Origin of the sequence: Candidatus Mycobacterium wuenschmannii (genome assembly GCF_030252325.1) — a bacterium.
In the GTDB taxonomy this organism is placed as follows: Bacteria; Actinomycetota; Actinomycetes; order Mycobacteriales; family Mycobacteriaceae; genus Mycobacterium; species Mycobacterium wuenschmannii.
Genome location: NZ_CP126981.1, coordinates 3284122 through 3299331 on the forward strand (window position 1 = coordinate 3284122; position 15210 = coordinate 3299331).

The 15210-nt window shown below is 67.7% G+C and carries 13 protein-coding genes and 1 pseudogene; all 14 read right to left on the bottom strand.

What is annotated here, in order from left to right:
- Nucleotides 1-37: 37 nt before the first annotated feature.
- Nucleotides 38-2569, bottom strand: a complete 2532-nt coding sequence (clpC1, locus tag PT015_RS15730) for an ATP-dependent protease ATP-binding subunit ClpC (RefSeq protein ID WP_285185622.1) — start codon at nt 2567-2569, stop codon at nt 38-40.
- 223 nt (nt 2570-2792) lie between these two features.
- A complete protein-coding gene (lsr2, locus tag PT015_RS15735) occupies nt 2793-3131 on the bottom strand; it encodes a histone-like nucleoid-structuring protein Lsr2 (RefSeq protein ID WP_285185623.1) in 339 nt (112 codons plus the stop codon).
- Between the two features lie 118 nt (nt 3132-3249).
- A complete protein-coding gene (gene lysS / locus PT015_RS15740) occupies nt 3250-4764 on the bottom strand; it encodes a lysine--tRNA ligase (protein WP_285185624.1) in 1515 nt (504 codons plus the stop codon).
- Nucleotides 4765-4869: 105 nt separating this feature from the next.
- Complete coding sequence (locus tag PT015_RS15745) at nt 4870-5685, bottom strand: type III pantothenate kinase (protein WP_285191135.1); 816 nt, start codon at nt 5683-5685, stop codon at nt 4870-4872.
- A gap of 13 nt (nt 5686-5698) precedes the next feature.
- Nucleotides 5699-6106 (bottom strand): aspartate 1-decarboxylase, encoded by a 408-nt coding sequence (panD, locus tag PT015_RS15750; RefSeq protein ID WP_285185625.1) that lies wholly within the window; start codon nt 6104-6106, stop codon nt 5699-5701.
- A complete protein-coding gene (panC, locus tag PT015_RS15755) occupies nt 6106-7050 on the bottom strand; it encodes a pantoate--beta-alanine ligase (RefSeq protein WP_285185626.1) in 945 nt (314 codons plus the stop codon). Before panC ends, panD begins: the two co-directional genes overlap by 1 nt.
- Nucleotides 7047-7952, bottom strand: coding sequence for a Rossmann-like and DUF2520 domain-containing protein (locus tag PT015_RS15760; RefSeq protein WP_285185628.1), 906 nt, complete (start codon nt 7950-7952; stop codon nt 7047-7049). The genes panC and PT015_RS15760 overlap by 4 nt, the downstream gene beginning before the upstream one ends.
- Nucleotides 7953-9335: 1383 nt before the next feature.
- Nucleotides 9336-9792, bottom strand: a pseudogene (locus PT015_RS24735) (DUF6779 domain-containing protein); the annotation flags it as partial.
- A gap of 97 nt (nt 9793-9889) precedes the next feature.
- Nucleotides 9890-10366: a DUF3180 domain-containing protein gene (locus PT015_RS15770; protein ID WP_285185631.1), complete on the bottom strand. Its 477-nt coding sequence runs from the start codon at nt 10364-10366 to the stop codon at nt 9890-9892.
- Nucleotides 10366-10905, bottom strand: coding sequence for a 2-amino-4-hydroxy-6-hydroxymethyldihydropteridine diphosphokinase (gene folK / locus PT015_RS15775; protein ID WP_285185632.1), 540 nt, complete (start codon nt 10903-10905; stop codon nt 10366-10368). The genes PT015_RS15770 and folK overlap by 1 nt, the downstream gene beginning before the upstream one ends.
- The gene (gene folB, locus PT015_RS15780; RefSeq protein ID WP_285185633.1) at nt 10902-11291 is read right to left on the bottom strand and encodes a dihydroneopterin aldolase; all 390 of its coding nucleotides are present in this window, start codon (nt 11289-11291) and stop codon (nt 10902-10904) included. Before folB ends, folK begins: the two co-directional genes overlap by 4 nt.
- Nucleotides 11292-11297: 6 nt before the next feature.
- Nucleotides 11298-12125, bottom strand: a complete 828-nt coding sequence (gene folP, locus PT015_RS15785; protein ID WP_285185634.1) for a dihydropteroate synthase — start codon at nt 12123-12125, stop codon at nt 11298-11300.
- The gene (folE, locus tag PT015_RS15790; RefSeq protein WP_285185635.1) at nt 12122-12730 is read right to left on the bottom strand and encodes a GTP cyclohydrolase I FolE; all 609 of its coding nucleotides are present in this window, start codon (nt 12728-12730) and stop codon (nt 12122-12124) included. Before folE ends, folP begins: the two co-directional genes overlap by 4 nt.
- 17 nt (nt 12731-12747) lie before the next feature.
- On the bottom strand, nt 12748-15054 hold the full coding sequence (ftsH, locus tag PT015_RS15795; RefSeq protein WP_285185636.1) for an ATP-dependent zinc metalloprotease FtsH: 2307 nt from the start codon (nt 15052-15054) through the stop codon (nt 12748-12750).
- Nucleotides 15055-15210: the final 156 nt, after the last annotated feature.

Genomic DNA, 15210 nt, shown 5'->3' on the forward strand with positions numbered 1-15210 from the left:
GGCTAACGCCTTGCGCTAGCCGGCTTTTCGGTTTCGGTTAGTCGGTCGTGCCCGCGGCGTGAGCGCCCGAGCTGGCCAGGTCGGACTCGGCCGGCTTGCGGGCACCGTGGAAGGTGAAGACCGCGTCCTCGCCGGCACCCTCGCCGTCCCAGTTGTCCACGTCGACGGTGACGAGCTGACCCGGACCGACCTCTTCGAAGAGGATCTTCTCCGACAGCTGGTCCTCGATCTCCCGCTGGATGGTCCGGCGCAGCGGACGGGCACCCAGCACCGGGTCGAAGCCCCGCTTGGCCAGCAGAGCCTTCGCCTTGTCGGTGAGCTCCATCGCCATGTCCTTGGCCTTGAGCTGCTTGCCGACTCGGCCGATCATCAGGTCGACCATCTCGATGATCTCCTGCTGAGTCAGCTGGTGGAACACGATGATGTCGTCGATACGGTTCAGGAACTCCGGGCGGAAGTGCTTCTTCAGCTCGTCATTGACCTTCTGCTTCATCCGCTCGTAGTTGTTCTCGCCACCACCCTGGGTGAAGCCGAGGCCCACCGCCTTGCTGATGTCGGAGGTACCGAGGTTCGAGGTGAAGATCAGCACGGTGTTCTTGAAGTCCACCGTGCGACCCTGCCCGTCGGTGAGACGACCATCCTCGAGGACCTGCAACAGGCTGTTGTAGATCTCCTGGTGGGCCTTCTCGATCTCGTCGAACAGCACCACCGAGAACGGCTTGCGCCGCACCTTCTCGGTCAGCTGGCCACCCTCTTCGTAGCCGACGTACCCCGGAGGCGCACCGAACAGCCGCGACGCGGTGAACCGGTCGTGGAACTCGCCCATGTCGATCTGGATGAGCGCGTCGTCGTCGCCGAACAGGAAGTTGGCCAGCGCCTTGGACAGCTCGGTCTTACCGACACCGGACGGGCCGGCGAAGATGAACGAGCCGGACGGGCGCTTGGGGTCCTTCAACCCGGCACGGGTACGGCGGATCGCCTTGGAGACGGCCTTGACCGCGTCCTCCTGGCCGATGATCCGCTTGTGCAGTTCGTCTTCCATGCGCAGCAACCGGGTGGTCTCGGCCTCGGTGAGTTTGAACACCGGGATGCCGGTCCAGTTGCCGAGCACCTCGGCGATCTGCTCCTCGTCGACCTCGGCAACCACGTCGAGATCGCCCGAGCGCCACTGCTTTTCACGCTCGGCACGCTGCGCGACGAGCTGCTTCTCGCGGTCACGCAGACTGGCCGCCTTCTCGAAGTCCTGCGCATCGATCGCGCTTTCCTTCTCGCGGCGGGCGTCAGCGATCTTCTCGTCGAACTCGCGCAGGTCCGGCGGAGCGGTCATCCGCCGGATGCGCATCCGCGCGCCGGCCTCGTCGATCAGGTCGATTGCCTTGTCCGGCAGGAACCTGTCGTTGATGTAGCGGTCGGCCAGCGTGGCGGCGGCGGTCACCGCGCCGTCGGTGATCGACACCCGGTGGTGCGCCTCGTAGCGGTCGCGCAGACCCTTGAGGATCTCGATGGTGTGCTCCACCGTGGGCTCGCCGACCTGGACCGGCTGGAACCGGCGCTCCAGGGCGGCGTCCTTCTCGATGTATTTGCGGTACTCGTCGAGCGTGGTGGCGCCGATCGTCTGCAGCTCACCGCGGGCCAGCTTGGGCTTCAGGATCGACGCCGCGTCGATCGCGCCCTCGGCGGCTCCGGCACCGACCAACGTGTGCAGCTCGTCGATGAACAGGATGATGTCGCCGCGGGTGTTGATCTCCTTGAGCACCTTCTTCAGCCGCTCTTCGAAGTCACCGCGGTAACGGCTGCCGGCCACCAGCGACCCGAGGTCGAGGGTGTAGAGCTGCTTGTCCTTCAGCGTCTCGGGAACCTCGCCGTGCACGATCGCCTGCGCGAGGCCTTCGACGACGGCGGTCTTACCGACACCGGGCTCACCGATCAGCACCGGGTTGTTCTTGGTACGCCGGGACAGCACCTGCATGACCCGCTCGATTTCCTTCTCGCGGCCGATTACCGGATCGAGCTTGCCTTCCATGGCCGCCGCGGTCAGGTTGCGACCGAACTGGTCGAGCACCAGCGACGTCGACGGGCTGCCGGACTCGCCGCCGCGGCCACCGGTGCCGGCCTCCGCGGTCTCCTTGCCCTGGTAGCCGCTCAGCAGCTGGATGACCTGTTGGCGCACCCGGGTCAGCTCGGCACCCAGTTTCACCAGAACCTGGGCCGCGACGCCTTCTCCCTCACGGATCAAGCCGAGAAGAATGTGCTCGGTGCCGATGTAGTTGTGGCCGAGCTGCAGCGCCTCGCGCAGGCTCAGCTCGAGGACCTTCTTCGCGCGCGGGGTGAACGGAATGTGCCCCGACGGCGCCTGCTGGCCCTGGCCGATGATCTCCTCGACCTGACTACGGACACCTTCGAGCGAGATGCCCAGCGACTCCAGCGACTTGGCCGCGACCCCTTCACCCTCGTGAATGAGGCCCAGCAGAATGTGCTCGGTGCCGATGTAGTTGTGGTTGAGCATCCGGGCCTCTTCTTGCGCCAGGACGACAACCCTGCGGGCACGGTCAGTAAAACGTTCGAACATTGGCGTCTACCTGCTCTTCCCTCACCAGCGGTACTGCGTCATTGTCGGCTTTAGCGCCGACACCGCGTACCTGTCTTCCACTGTAGTGGGCTACCGCCCGGGCTTCCCACCTTGCTGTCGGTAACCCAATGCGGTTGCAACAAAGCAACGCGGGAAAACAGTTAATCGTTTCCCGCGTTGCGTATCGATCAGTTCGCCACCAGCGAAAGCCGGCTTCCCCGGATCAGGTGGCGGCGTGGAATGCGTCGATCACGTCGGCCGGGATGCGGCCGCGCGTCGATACGTTGTGTCCGTTGCGGCGAGCCCAGTCGCGAATCGCGGCGCTCTGCTCGCGGTCGATGGCACCCCGGCCACGGCCGGAGCTGGAACGCCCGCGGCGACGGCCGCCGACGCGGCGGGAGGCTTCCACCCACTGCTTCAGGTCGTTACGAAGTTTCGTCGCATTCTTGGCCGAAAGGTCAATCTCATACGTCACGCCGTCGAGACCGAATTCGACGGTTTCATCGGCGGCGCCTTCACCGTCGAAATCGTCGACAAGAGTGACGGTCACTTTCTTCGCCATCGGCTGAGCCTCATGCTTTCTTCTTAGACACTTGCCATACAAGACACGTGCTCGGACCGCCCCCGCCGATAATCTGCCATATCCCGACGAGTAATTCAATACAGCGTGACAGCGACGCTCAGTTGCTATGCGGACGCACAATAGGAAACAATACTGTCTCCCTAATTGACAGGCCGGTCAAGGCCATCAGCAGGCGATCGATGCCCATTCCGGTTCCGGTGCACGGCGGCATAGCGTGCTCGAGAGCGACAAGAAAATCCTCGTCGAGCACCATTGCCTCGTCGTCGCCGGCGGCCGCGGCCCGGGCCTGCTCAGCGAATCTTTCGCGCTGCACCACCGGGTCGATCAACTCGGAGTATCCGGTGGCCAGCTCGAAGCCCCGGATATACAGGTCCCACTTCTCGGTGACGCCGGCAATGCTGCGGTGTTGCCGGGTCAAAGGCGTTGTCTCGACCGGAAAGTCCTTCACGAAAGTAGGTGCGGTCAGCGTCGAGCCGACGGTGTGCTCCCAGAGTTCCTCGACCAGCTTGCCGTGTCCGTAGCCACGGTCGGCGGGAACCTCAACGTCGAGTGACGCGGCGATTGCGAGCAAACGATCGACATTGGTGTCTGGTGTGATCTCTTCGTGAAGTGCCTCAGATAGCGATGGATACATTTGTATCGACGCCCATTCTCCGTCGATGTCATAGACGCTGCCATCGGGTAGCGGAAGTTCTCGAGTACCGATCGCCTCGTCAGCCACCTGTTGAATAAGCTCGCGGGTTACCACGGCAGAATCGTCATACGTTCCATACGCTTGATACGTCTCGAGCATGGAAAATTCGGGAGAATGCGTCGAATCGGCGCCTTCGTTTCGGAACACCCGATTTACTTCGAAGACCTTGTCGAGACCTCCCACCACACATCGCTTGAGGAACAGTTCCGGGGCTATACGAAGGTAGAGATCGATGTCGAGTGCATTGGAGTGCGTCACGAACGGGCGCGCCGCGGCGCCACCGGCCAAAGTCTGCAGCATCGGCGTTTCGACTTCTAAAAAGCCGCGTTGCTCGAGAGCATTGCGCAATGCGCGCATGACCGCAATTCGCTGCCGGGCCACCGTGCGCGCCTGCGGCCGCACGATCAGATCGACGTAGCGCTGACGAACGCGGGATTCCTCGCTCATCTCTTTATGGGCCACCGGCAGCGGCCGCAACGCCTTGGAGGCCATCAGCCAACTGTCGCCGAGGACGGACAGCTCCCCGCGCCGCGAGCTGATCACCTCGCCGTGCACGAAGACGATGTCGCCGATATCGACGTCGGACTTCCATTCGTCGAGGGCTTCCTGCCCGACGCCGGCCAAACTCAACATCACCTGAAGCTGGGTGCCGTCGCCGTCCTGGAGGCTGGCGAAGCACAGCTTGCCCGAGTTGCGGGCGAACACCACCCTGCCGGCGACGCCGACGATGTCCCCGGTGGTCGAGTCGGCGGGCAGATCGGGATGCGCGGCGCGCACCTGCGCCAGGGTGTGGGTGCGCGGGACCTCGACGGGGTAGGGATCACGGCCCTCGGCCGCCAGCCGCTCGCGTTTGTCTCGGCGAATTCGGAATTGCTCCGGGAGGTCGTCTTGCGGGTCCCTAGGGTCGGCGGCGCTCACGACCTGCCAGCTTAAAGGACACGGCGTTGTGCCCGCGAAACAGAAGCGATGGTCGTGATCCTGCCCATACCGCAGCCCTGGCTTCGGGTTGGCGCGGCGCGCGCCTCAGCGTGCGGTCTTGAGCCGTCCGCGCTGACTGTCCCGGTTGCGCTCGAACACCAACCGCAATCCCTGCAGGGTCAGGTGCTGGTCGTAGTGGTCGACGGAGGTCAGCTCGGCCAGCAGCAGCGGCGCGGTGTGGCCGGTGGCGACCACGGTCACGTTGTCGCCGGCGAATCCGTCGACGTCTTCCCGGATCCGGCCGACCAATCCGTCCACCAGTCCGGCGAACCCGAACACAGCGCCGGCCTGCATGCACTCGACGGTGTTCTTGCCGACGACCGAGCGGGGCCGCGCCAACTCGACCCGGCGCAGCGCGGCCGAGCGGGCCGCCGCGGCGTCGGAGGACACCTGGATGCCCGGCGCGATCGCGCCGCCCAGGAATTCGCCCTTGGCCGACACCACGTCCACGCAGATCGAGGAGCCGAAGTCGATCACGATCGCTGCGGTGTTGTACTTCTGAAAAGCGGCCAGACAGTTGACGATTCGGTCCGCGCCGACTTCCTTCGGGTTGTCGACGAGCAGCGGGATCCCGGTGCGCACACCCGGCTCGATCAGCACGTGCGGCACCGTCGGCCAATACTGCTCGAGCATCACCCGCACCTCGTGCAGCACCGACGGCACGGTCGATAGCGCCGACGCGCCCGTCAGCTGATCCGAGTCGTCGCCGATCAGTCCGTCGATGGTGAGCGCGAGCTCATCGGCGGTGATCTCCGCTTCGGTACGAATCCGCCACTGCTGCACGACTTTCGCGTGCTCCTTGGAGCCGGTGATCAGCCCGACGACGGTGTGGGTGTTGCGAACGTCGATGGCCAGCAGCACGGCTAGCGGGCCTTCATCGCGGCGACACCAGCTCGCCGGCATCGGCGGGAACGTACGCCGGGTCGCTGCCGAGGTCGATCGCGTTGTTGTCGGCGTCGACGAAGACGATCTTCGGCTGGTAGGTGCGCGCTTCGGCATCTTCCATCTGCGCGTAGGCGATCAGAATCACCAGGTCGCCGGGGTGCACGAGATGCGCTGCTGCGCCGTTGATTCCGATCACGCCACTACCGCGCTCACCGGTGATCGCATAGGTGACCAGCCGGGCGCCGTTGTCGATGTCGACGATCGTCACCTGTTCGCCCTCGAGCAGGTCGGCCGCGTCCATCAGGTCGGCGTCGATCGTCACCGATCCCACGTAGTGCAGGTCCGCCTGTGTGACGGTGGCGCGGTGGATCTTCGACTTGAGCATGGTCCGTATCATCAATTCCTCCACGGTGATTCGAGGGACTCGGCCGATGCGGCGGGCACCCGCCCGTCGGCGCCGACGGTGGTTCCGATTTCGATTGCGACGTTGTCGAGCAGTCTGGTCTTGCCGAGTCGGGCCGCCACCAGCAGGCGGCCGGCGCCGACGGCCGGCGCTGGACCCAGTGCGCTGTCGCGCACTTCGAGGTAATCCACGTCGATCGCGGGTTCCGCCGACAGCACCGAACGAGCGGCCTCGACCGCGGCAACCGCCCCACCGGGCGCGGCATGCGAGCCGGCCAACAGGGCCGCCGACAAGATGCCGGCCAATTCGCGCTCGGCGGCGCTGAGGTAGCGATTGCGCGACGACATCGCCAGGCCGTCGGTCTCGCGCACGATCGGCACGCCGACGACCCGGACGTCGATGTTGAGGTCGGCAACCATCTGACGAACCATCACCAACTGCTGATAGTCCTTCTCGCCGAAAAAGATTCGATCCGGGGCGACGATCTGCATCAGCTTGCAGACAACCGTCAGCATGCCCGCGAAGTGGGTGGGCCGCGCCGAACCCTCGAGCTCCGATCCCAACGGCCCGGGGTAGATCGTGGTCCGCGGACCGTCCGGGTACATCGCCGAAGCGCTTGGTGTGAAGACGATTTCGACTCCCTCGCCGCGCAGCAGTTCGAGGTCGGCTTCGAGGATCCGCGGATAGGCATCGAGATCCTCGTCGGCGCCGAACTGCAGCGGGTTCACGAAGATCGACACGACCACGACCGACCCGGGCACCAGCTTCGCGGCGCGCACCAGCGCGAGGTGCCCGTCGTGCAACGCACCCATGGTCGGCACCAGCATCACCCGGCGGCCGGTGCGGCGCAGCGCGCGGCTGACCTGGCCGACCTCCGCGGGGGCCGCATAGACGTTGAGTTCACCGGCGCTGAACCTGGGTGGCCGAGTCGTGCTCATCGCGCCAACACCGCCAGCACATCATCGGGGGCGTGCACTTTCTCCGCGGTGCGCATCGCGTTGACGCGGTAGGCCTGCGCCAGCTGTGGGTCGACGGTCTGCAGCGCGTGCAGGTGACCGGCAACGACGCCGGCGTCGCCGCGGGCGATGGGGCCGGTCAGGGCCGCTTGGCCGCGCTGCAATGTGTTCTCCAGCGCCGCGCGGGCCAGCGGGCCGAGGATGCGCTCGGCGATGCCGCCGGGCTGGTTGTCGACGAGTTGCTGGCCCAGCAGTTCGGTACCGGACACCGCGGCGCGCAGCGCGTCGAGCGCGTCGGTGAGAACGGTGACGATGTGGTTGCCCGCGTGGGCCAGGGCCGCGTGATAGAGCGTGCGGGCCTGCTCGGGCACCCGGAACGGCTCGCCGCCGATCTCGAGGACCAGCGACTGCGCGATCGCGTAGCCGACCTCGTCGGCGGCGGTGATCCCGAAGCAGGTGTCGGGGAGGCGCGCGATGTCCTCGTCGGATCCGGTGAACGTCATCGCCGGGTGAATCGCCAACGGGATGCAGTCAGCGAGCGGGGCCAATACGCCGACGCCGTTGACGCCGGAGGTGTGCGCGACGATCGTTCCCGGCCGTACGGCGGACGTCGCCGCCAAACCCGTTACCAGACCGGGTAATTCGGTGTCCGGCACCGCCAGCAGTAGCAACTCGGCGCTGCCGGCGACGTCGGGCACGGGAACAACCGGAGTGTCGGTGAGTCGCTGTTCGGCACGCAGTCGCGAAGCGCGGGAGACGGCGCTGCAGGCGACCACGACATGGTCGACGCGTTCGAGCGCCACCCCGAGTGCGGTTCCCACCCGGCCGGCGGAGATGATCCCCACCTTGAGTCGAGCGGGGCGCAATCCGTCGAACTGCACCATCGCAGAGAAATCCTTTGGTTTCGTTCCAGTCCCGCGTAGCGGGTACCGGACGGTCGTTAAGACTGTACCGCGACGATCAGGGCGAAACGCTGTGGTCTTCGCCTCAGTCTTCGCGACGGCGGCGACGTCCTCCGCTGCCCTCAGACGGCGAGGACTGCAGCCGTGCCAGCAGGTCGGCCACCGATTGGCCACCCGATTGGGGCTCCTCAGCCTCCGCCAGCGGGTCGGTGGTGCGGTGACGTGCAGCCGGGGGCGGCGGCGACATCGCCGGACCGCGATCCGCGGCCGGAATCGTTGGCGGCGGGGGCGGGGGCGGCGGCGGTGACATGGCCGGGGCCGGAGCCGCGGATCCGACGCCGGAGGGATCGGGTTGATCAGCGCCGTGCCGCGAGCGTGCACGGCGACCCGACGATTCGCCCCATTCCGCGGCCGATTCGACGGCCGGACCAGGCGCTGCGTCCGCCGATCCACTGGAATGCCGACCGCGGCGCTCGGCCGGTGGGTCGGTGGGCGGTTCACCAGCGCTCGGCGATCGGTGGGACGGCTTGTCGCGCGACGGGCCGTTGTCGTAGGCCCACGACGCCGGAGCGGGGCCTTCTGTCTGGCCGGCGTTCCAGTTGCTGCCGGGAGACCCGGCGGGGCGCCACTGTCCCTCGGCGCTGACCGGTTGCCAGGCCGCCGGCTGCTCGGGCTGGCGCGGCGCCTGGGCCGGTGGTGGCCACGGGATGCGCGGCTGCTGCGGCTCGGGCTGCTGCTGCGCCGGCGCGAACTGCGGCTCGGGCGGCTGCTGGGGCTCGGGCTGAGCGGGTGGCGGCGTCGGCTCCGGCTGCGGGGGCGGCGGCGCGGGCGCGAACTGGGGCTCCGGCTGGGCGGGACCTTCGGCCCGGCGGTGGGAGCGCCGCGGCGGTTGAGGAGGTTCGAACCGCTCGGGTCCCGGGCCGGGAGCGGGCCAGGCGCTGGGCTGGCCCGGCGGCGGACCCCAGCCGCGGCCCTCCTGGGGACGTTCGACCGGGCTCGCGGGTGGCTGCGGCGCCGGCGGCGCCTGCGGTGGGATCCATGCGGCGGGCTGCGGCTCGCTGCGCGGAGCGTCCTGGTCAGCGGGCCGCCGATGCGAGCCGCGGTCCGGCTCGGGCGGTTCGGCGGGTCGATTCTGCCGGGGCGGTGAGTACGCCTCGTGCGCCTGCGGCGCGTAGTTCGGCTGGTAGCTCTCCGCGGCCGGCTGCCGCGGCGGCGGGACCAGCGGCTCCTCGTGCACGTCGATGATCGAGTCGTCGGCTCGGCGGGCGGGCTCCTCGGCGCGCACGGACTGCACCCGGTTGATGCGCTCGCGCGCACTTTCGTTGTCGCGGTCCCATTCGCTGTAACCGCGCACGGCCTTGCGTTCGCCCTCCAAGGCCGGGCGCTCGCTGAGCTCGGCGTCGAACAGGATCTCCAGGTTGGTGCGCAGCGCGGCCAGCTCGGCCCGCAGCTCGGAAACCTCGTCGTTGGCCTGCGCACGCAGTTCGGTGGCGAGTTCGCGACGCAGCTGCGACTCCACCGTCAGCTCGTATTCGCGGCGCGCGGAGATCTCCCGGTCCAACTGCAGGTCGTAGACCAGCTTCAAGTCACGCGCCCGGGCCTGATCGACATCGCTCTGCCGGCGATAGATCACGGACACGAAGGCCGCGACAACCGCGGCCCACAGCGCGAGGATCACGGCGAGCTTCAGCAACTCCACCCGGCTGGTGAAGACCAGCGCGGAACTGGCGCCGATTGCCAGCACCAGCAACGCCGTCAGCAGAACCCAACCTGGTCTGCGGCCGCTGCGCCGCACGCGGGCGCCGCGGGACAGATCGGTCATGGCCCGACTGTACCGGCCCTGGGTCACCGCGCGTGTCGTGCGCTCCGGCGTTTCTCACCTGGACTTATCGCCTGATTTCGGCGGTCGGCGGGCCCGGCTAGCTTTCGGCGCCCTCGCCGTTGTCGGTCGGATCGCCCGGCGATCGGCAGCAATGCTGCAACCACAGCCCGGCGGCCACCAAAGCGAGTGCGCTCAGCGCCGCGACCGCGGTTCCGGTGGTGTCCTGGGCGGCCACCCGAAGCCACGCCCGACGCGGTAAGAGATAGACCAGGACGCCGACCCACCAGCCCAGTGCCAGCGCACCGACCCAGGCCGATGCCTGCGCGACGACCAGGCTGCGGGCCACCGACAGCGGATGGATCCACCCCGGAGCGTCACCAATCTCGCCCGCGGCGATCTTGGCCCGCACATGGCGACCCCAGCCCGCTTCGGCGGCCGCAACGGCGAGCAACGAGAGGCCGGTCCACACCGTGATCGGCGGAAACCATCGATACAGCGTCAGCACCAGCAGATAACCCCCCACCGCAGTGCCGAGCACCGCGGCCGTCAGGTCACGTTTGCGGGTGGGACCCATCAGCTCTCGGTGCGCGGCTCGAGCACGAAGTCGGTGTGCCGCACGCCGGCCCGGTCCGTCGGATCCAGTTCGGCGATCAGCCTGGCGACGGACTCCTTGCCGCCGGCCACGGTCAGCGTCGCGTCGGGATCGACCGCGAGCCACGGGATCAGCACGAAGGCCCGCAGGTGGGCCAGCGGATGCGGCAGGGTCAGGCCGTCTTCCAAGGAGAACAGCTCGGTGTCACCCTCCAGCGCCGTCAGGTGACAGCTGATCAGGTCGACATCGAGCGTGCGCGGACCCCATTTCTGGCCGCGGACGCGATCGGCCGCGACCTCCATCGCCTGCGCGCAGCGCAACCACCCGTGCCCGTCGAGCGTCGCGTCTTCGGCGATCAGCACCGCGTTCAGAAAGGGACCCTGCTCGACGCCACCCCAGGCCGCCGTCTCATAGACCGGCGACACCGCCGTGACCGATTCGCCGAGCCGGTCGAGCACCGACTGCAGCCTGGCCTGCCGGTCGCCGAGGTTGGATCCGATCGACAGCACGACACGAGTCATAGGGGCACCACCTGACCGCGGCCGCCGCGCCGGGATCGGCGGGCCACCACCGCGACGTCGTCGAAGGTCTGGGGAATCGGGGCTTGCGGCTTGTGCACTGTCACCTCCACTGCGTGCACACGATGGTCCTTCATCACGTCTTCGGCGATCTCGCCGGCGACCGTCTCGATCAAATTACGTGCCGGGCCCGCGACGACAGCGGCGGCCCGCTCGGCCAGCACGCCGTAGTCGTAGGTATCGGCCAGATCGTCGCTGGCCGCGGCCTTCGCCAGGTCGATCCAGACGGTGACGTCGACGACGAAGTCCTGACCGTCGGCCCGCTCATGCTCGAACACGCCATGGTTGCCGCGAACTTTCAAGCCGCGCAACTCGATTCGATCAGCCATCTGCTCCTACCGCCCCGCCTGGGTCCATGCTTCGACCACTTTGACAGCATCGACCGACGCTCGCACGTCGTGTACCCGAACTCCCCAGGCGCCATGCAACGCCGCCAGCGCCGACACCACCGCGGTCGCCGTCTCGCGACCATCGGGCGGCCGCACCGCGCCGTCGAGGCCGGCCAGCAGTGTGCCGAGAAAGCGCTTGCGGGACGCACCGACAAGCACTGGGACGCCTCCGGCCACCAGGTCCGGCAACGCGTGCAGCAGCGCCCAGTTGTCGTCGGCCGATTTGGCGAAGCCGAGACCGGGGTCGACGATCAGCTTCGCCGGATTCACCCCTGCCGCAACGGCGTTGTCGACGCAGGCCATCAACTCGTCGCGCACCTCGCCGACCACGTCGCGATACGGCGGTACCTGATGCGGTCGCTCGGTCGACACCGAGCGCCAGTGCATGAGCACCCACGGCGCGTCGGCCTCGGCCAGCAGGCCCGCCATGGCCGGGTCGGCGCGGCCGCCGGAGACGTCGTTGACCATCGTCGCGCCGTTCTCCAGCGCGGCCCGTGCCACACCTGCGTGCATCGTGTCGACACTGACGGTAATCCCCTGGGCGGCAAGCTCTTTGATGACGGGGATTACCCGGGAGGTCTCCGCCCGCGGATCGATGCGGGTAGCGCCGGGACGGGTCGACTCGCCCCCGACGTCGACGATCGACGCCCCGTCGGCGACCAACGTCAACCCCTGCTGCACAGCTCGCTCGGTGTCGAGGTAGCGGCCGCCATCCGAGAACGAGTCGTCGGTGACGTTCACCACCCCCATGACCTGGACGTGCGGCGGACTCACCTGCGCAAGATCAGGTCGAGCGCTTCGGCTCGAGATGCGTTGTTGGACTTGAATTGTCCGCGAACGGCGGACGTCGTGGTGACCGCGCCGGGCTTACGGACGCCCCGCATGGACATGCAGAGGTGCTCGGCCTCCACCACGACGATCACACCGCGGGGATCGAGTTTGCGCATCAGCGCGTCGGCAATCTGTGCGGTGAGGCGTTCCTGCACCTGCGGCCGTTTCGCGTACAGGTCGACCAATCGGGCGATCTTGGACAGACCGGTCACCCGGCCGTCGCGGCCGGGGATGTAACCCACGTGCGCCACACCGTGGAACGCCACCAGGTGATGCTCGCAGGTGGAGTACATCGGGATCTCTTTGATCAACACGAGTTCGTCATGCTGTTCGTCAAAGGTGGTGTCCAGCACGGCATCCGGGTCGGTGTAAAGGCCGGCGAACACCTCTTGGAAACTGCGCGCCACGCGGGCCGGGGTGTCGACCAGGCCGTGCCGCTCCGGATCTTCGCCGATGGCGTACAGCAATTCGCGGATCGCCGCCTCGGCACGGGGTTGGTCGAATATCCGTTCGCTTCGATTCGCGGCGTGAATATTTGGCTGCGCCATCGCAGTCTCCGTTTCGTTCAGCCGTGTGTCGACGGGTTAGTCGGGCCATGGCCGCCACCGGGTGGGTCGGCGGGTTGGCCTGCCTCGGGCGCAGGCGCGCCCGGCGGCGGGTACGGCGGATACGGCGGGTAGGGCTGTCCCGCGTGCTGATGTGGCGGCGCCGGCCAATGCTGCGGCGGCTGATTCTGCGGCGGGTACCAGTAACCCTGCTGCTGCGGCGGCCAGCCGGGAGCGTGCCAGCCGGCGGGAGCGCCGTAGTCGGGTTGCGTCTGGCCGCCGTTCGAGGCGCCGTGAGATCCGTTGTTGCCGTTGGCGGTTCGCTCGGCCTCGACCCGCTCAGCCTCCCGCGACGCCGCCGCGATGGCCGCCTTGAAGGCCGGTTCGGCCTCCGGCTTGGGCCACGGCTCGCCGCGCTCGATCGCAAGCTCTCCCGGCGTCTTGATCGGCGGCTTGTCCGACGGGATGCGCCCTCCGAAATCGTCGAAAAGAGTAAGGCGCGGGCGCTTTTCGACGTTGGAGAAGATCGCCTCCAACTCGGCGCGGTGCAGGGTCTCCTTCTCCAGGAGCTCGCCGGCCAGCGTGTCGAGTACGTCGCGGTACTCGGTGAGGATCTCCCAGGCCTCGGTGTGCGCGGTCTCGATGAGTTTGCGGACTTCCTCGTCGATTTCGCGCGCGACCTCGTGCGAGTAGTCGGGCTGGGTGCCCATCGTCCGGCCCAGGAACGGGTCGCCGCCCTCGGTGCCGTACTTCACCGCGCCCAGCTTGGAGCTCATCCCGAGATCGGTGACCATCGCCCGGGCGACCTTGGTGGCCTTCTCGATGTCGGACACCGCACCCGTGGTGGGCTCGTGGAACACCAACTCCTCCGCGGCGCGACCACCGAGGGCCATCACCAGCTTGGCAACCAGTTCGGAGCGGGTCTGCAGGCCCTTGTCGTCCTCCGGCACTGCCAGCGCGTGCCCGCCGGTGTTGCCGCGGGCCAGGATCGTCACCTTGTAGACGGTGTCGATGCCCGGCATCGCCCAGCCGGCCAGCGTGTGCCCCGCCTCGTGGTAGGCGGTCATCTTCTTTTCCTGCTCGCTGATGATCCGGCCCTTGCGGCGTGGCCCGCCGACCACCCGGTCGACCGCCTCCTCGAGCGCGGCGCCGGTGATGACGGTGCCGTTCTCGCGTGCGGTCAGCAGGGCGGCCTCGTTGATGACGTTCTCCAGGTCGGCGCCGGTCATGCCGACGGTCCGCTTGGCCAGGCCGTCGAATTCGACGTCCGGGCCGAACGGCTTGCCCTTGGAGTGCACCCGCAGCACCGCGCGCCGGCCGGCCAGGTCGGGGCTCGACACCGGGATCTGGCGGTCGAAACGGCCCGGCCGCAGCAGCGCCGGGTCGAGGATGTCGGGGCGGTTGGTCGCCGCGATCAGGATGACGCCGGTGCGGTCGCCGAAGCCGTCCATCTCGACCAGCAACTGGTTCAGCGTCTGCTCGCGCTCGTCGTGCCCGCCACCGAGGCCGGCGCCGCGCTGACGGCCGACGGCGTCGATCTCGTCGACGAAGATGATGCAGGGGCTGTTCTGTTTGGCCTGTTCGAACAGGTCGCGCACGCGTGAGGCGCCGACGCCGACGAACATCTCGACGAAGTCCGAACCCGAGATCGTGAAGAACGGGACACCGGCCTCCCCCGCGACGGCCCTGGCCAGCAGCGTCTTGCCCGTTCCCGGCGGACCGTAGAGCAGCACGCCCTTGGGGATCTTGGCGCCGAGTGCCTGGTAGCGCGTCGGGTTCTGCAGGAAGTCCTTGATTTCGTAGAGCTCTTCGACCGCCTCGTCAGCGCCCGCCACGTCGGCGAACGTGGTCTTGGGCATGTCCTTGTTGAGCATCTTGGCGCGCGACTTGCCGAAGCCGAAGCCCATCCGGGCGCCGCCCTGCATGCGGGAGAACATGAAGAACAGGCCGACCAGCAACAGCAGCGGCAGCACGTAGACGACGATCGACCCGATGATGCTGCCCTGGTTCACGACGGTGCTGACCTGGGCGTCCTTGCCGCTGAGCTGGTCGAACAGCGGGACGGCGTAGCCGGTGGGGAAGTGTGTGATGACCTTGTCGGAGCCCTCGGTGCCGGGCGCGGCACTCTTCAGCGTGAGCCGGACCTGCTGCTCACGGTCGTCGATCTGGGCGCTCTTGACGTTCCCGGTCTTGATCTGGGCCGTGGCGACCGATGTGTCGACCGGCTTGAAGCCGCGGGTGTCGTCGCTGAAATAGAAGAATGACCAGCCAAGCAGCAGCACGACTGCAATGGCCGTGAGCGTGCGGATCACGTTTTTGCGGTTCATATCATCGGCCGTCGTCGGCCAGGTCCTTCCCGATACACGCAGCTGGAATAGTCCAGGTTACCGCCCCATGGTGATCGCCAGATCGGCCGCAGGCCGAGCGCAGCGGGTCACCACGTTCTTAGCTCCGGTGATCGCCAGATCGGCCGCAGGCCGAGC

Excerpts from the sequence above, each read along its gene's own strand:
- clpC1 (WP_285185622.1), bottom strand. The coding sequence starts at position 2,569 with ATGTTCGAACGTTTTACTGACCGTGCCCGCAGGGTTGTCGTCCTGGCG.
- lsr2 (WP_285185623.1), bottom strand. The coding sequence starts at position 3,131 with ATGGCGAAGAAAGTGACCGTCACTCTTGTCGACGATTTCGACGGTGAA.
- panD (WP_285185625.1), bottom strand. The coding sequence starts at position 6,106 with ATGATACGGACCATGCTCAAGTCGAAGATCCACCGCGCCACCGTCACA.
- panC (WP_285185626.1), bottom strand. The coding sequence starts at position 7,050 with ATGAGCACGACTCGGCCACCCAGGTTCAGCGCCGGTGAACTCAACGTC.
- PT015_RS15760 (WP_285185628.1), bottom strand. The coding sequence starts at position 7,952 with ATGGTGCAGTTCGACGGATTGCGCCCCGCTCGACTCAAGGTGGGGATC.
- PT015_RS15770 (WP_285185631.1), bottom strand. The coding sequence starts at position 10,366 with ATGGGTCCCACCCGCAAACGTGACCTGACGGCCGCGGTGCTCGGCACT.
- folK (WP_285185632.1), bottom strand. The coding sequence starts at position 10,905 with ATGACTCGTGTCGTGCTGTCGATCGGATCCAACCTCGGCGACCGGCAG.
- folB (WP_285185633.1), bottom strand. The coding sequence starts at position 11,291 with ATGGCTGATCGAATCGAGTTGCGCGGCTTGAAAGTTCGCGGCAACCAT.
- folE (WP_285185635.1), bottom strand. The coding sequence starts at position 12,730 with ATGGCGCAGCCAAATATTCACGCCGCGAATCGAAGCGAACGGATATTC.
- ftsH (WP_285185636.1), bottom strand. The coding sequence starts at position 15,054 with ATGAACCGCAAAAACGTGATCCGCACGCTCACGGCCATTGCAGTCGTG.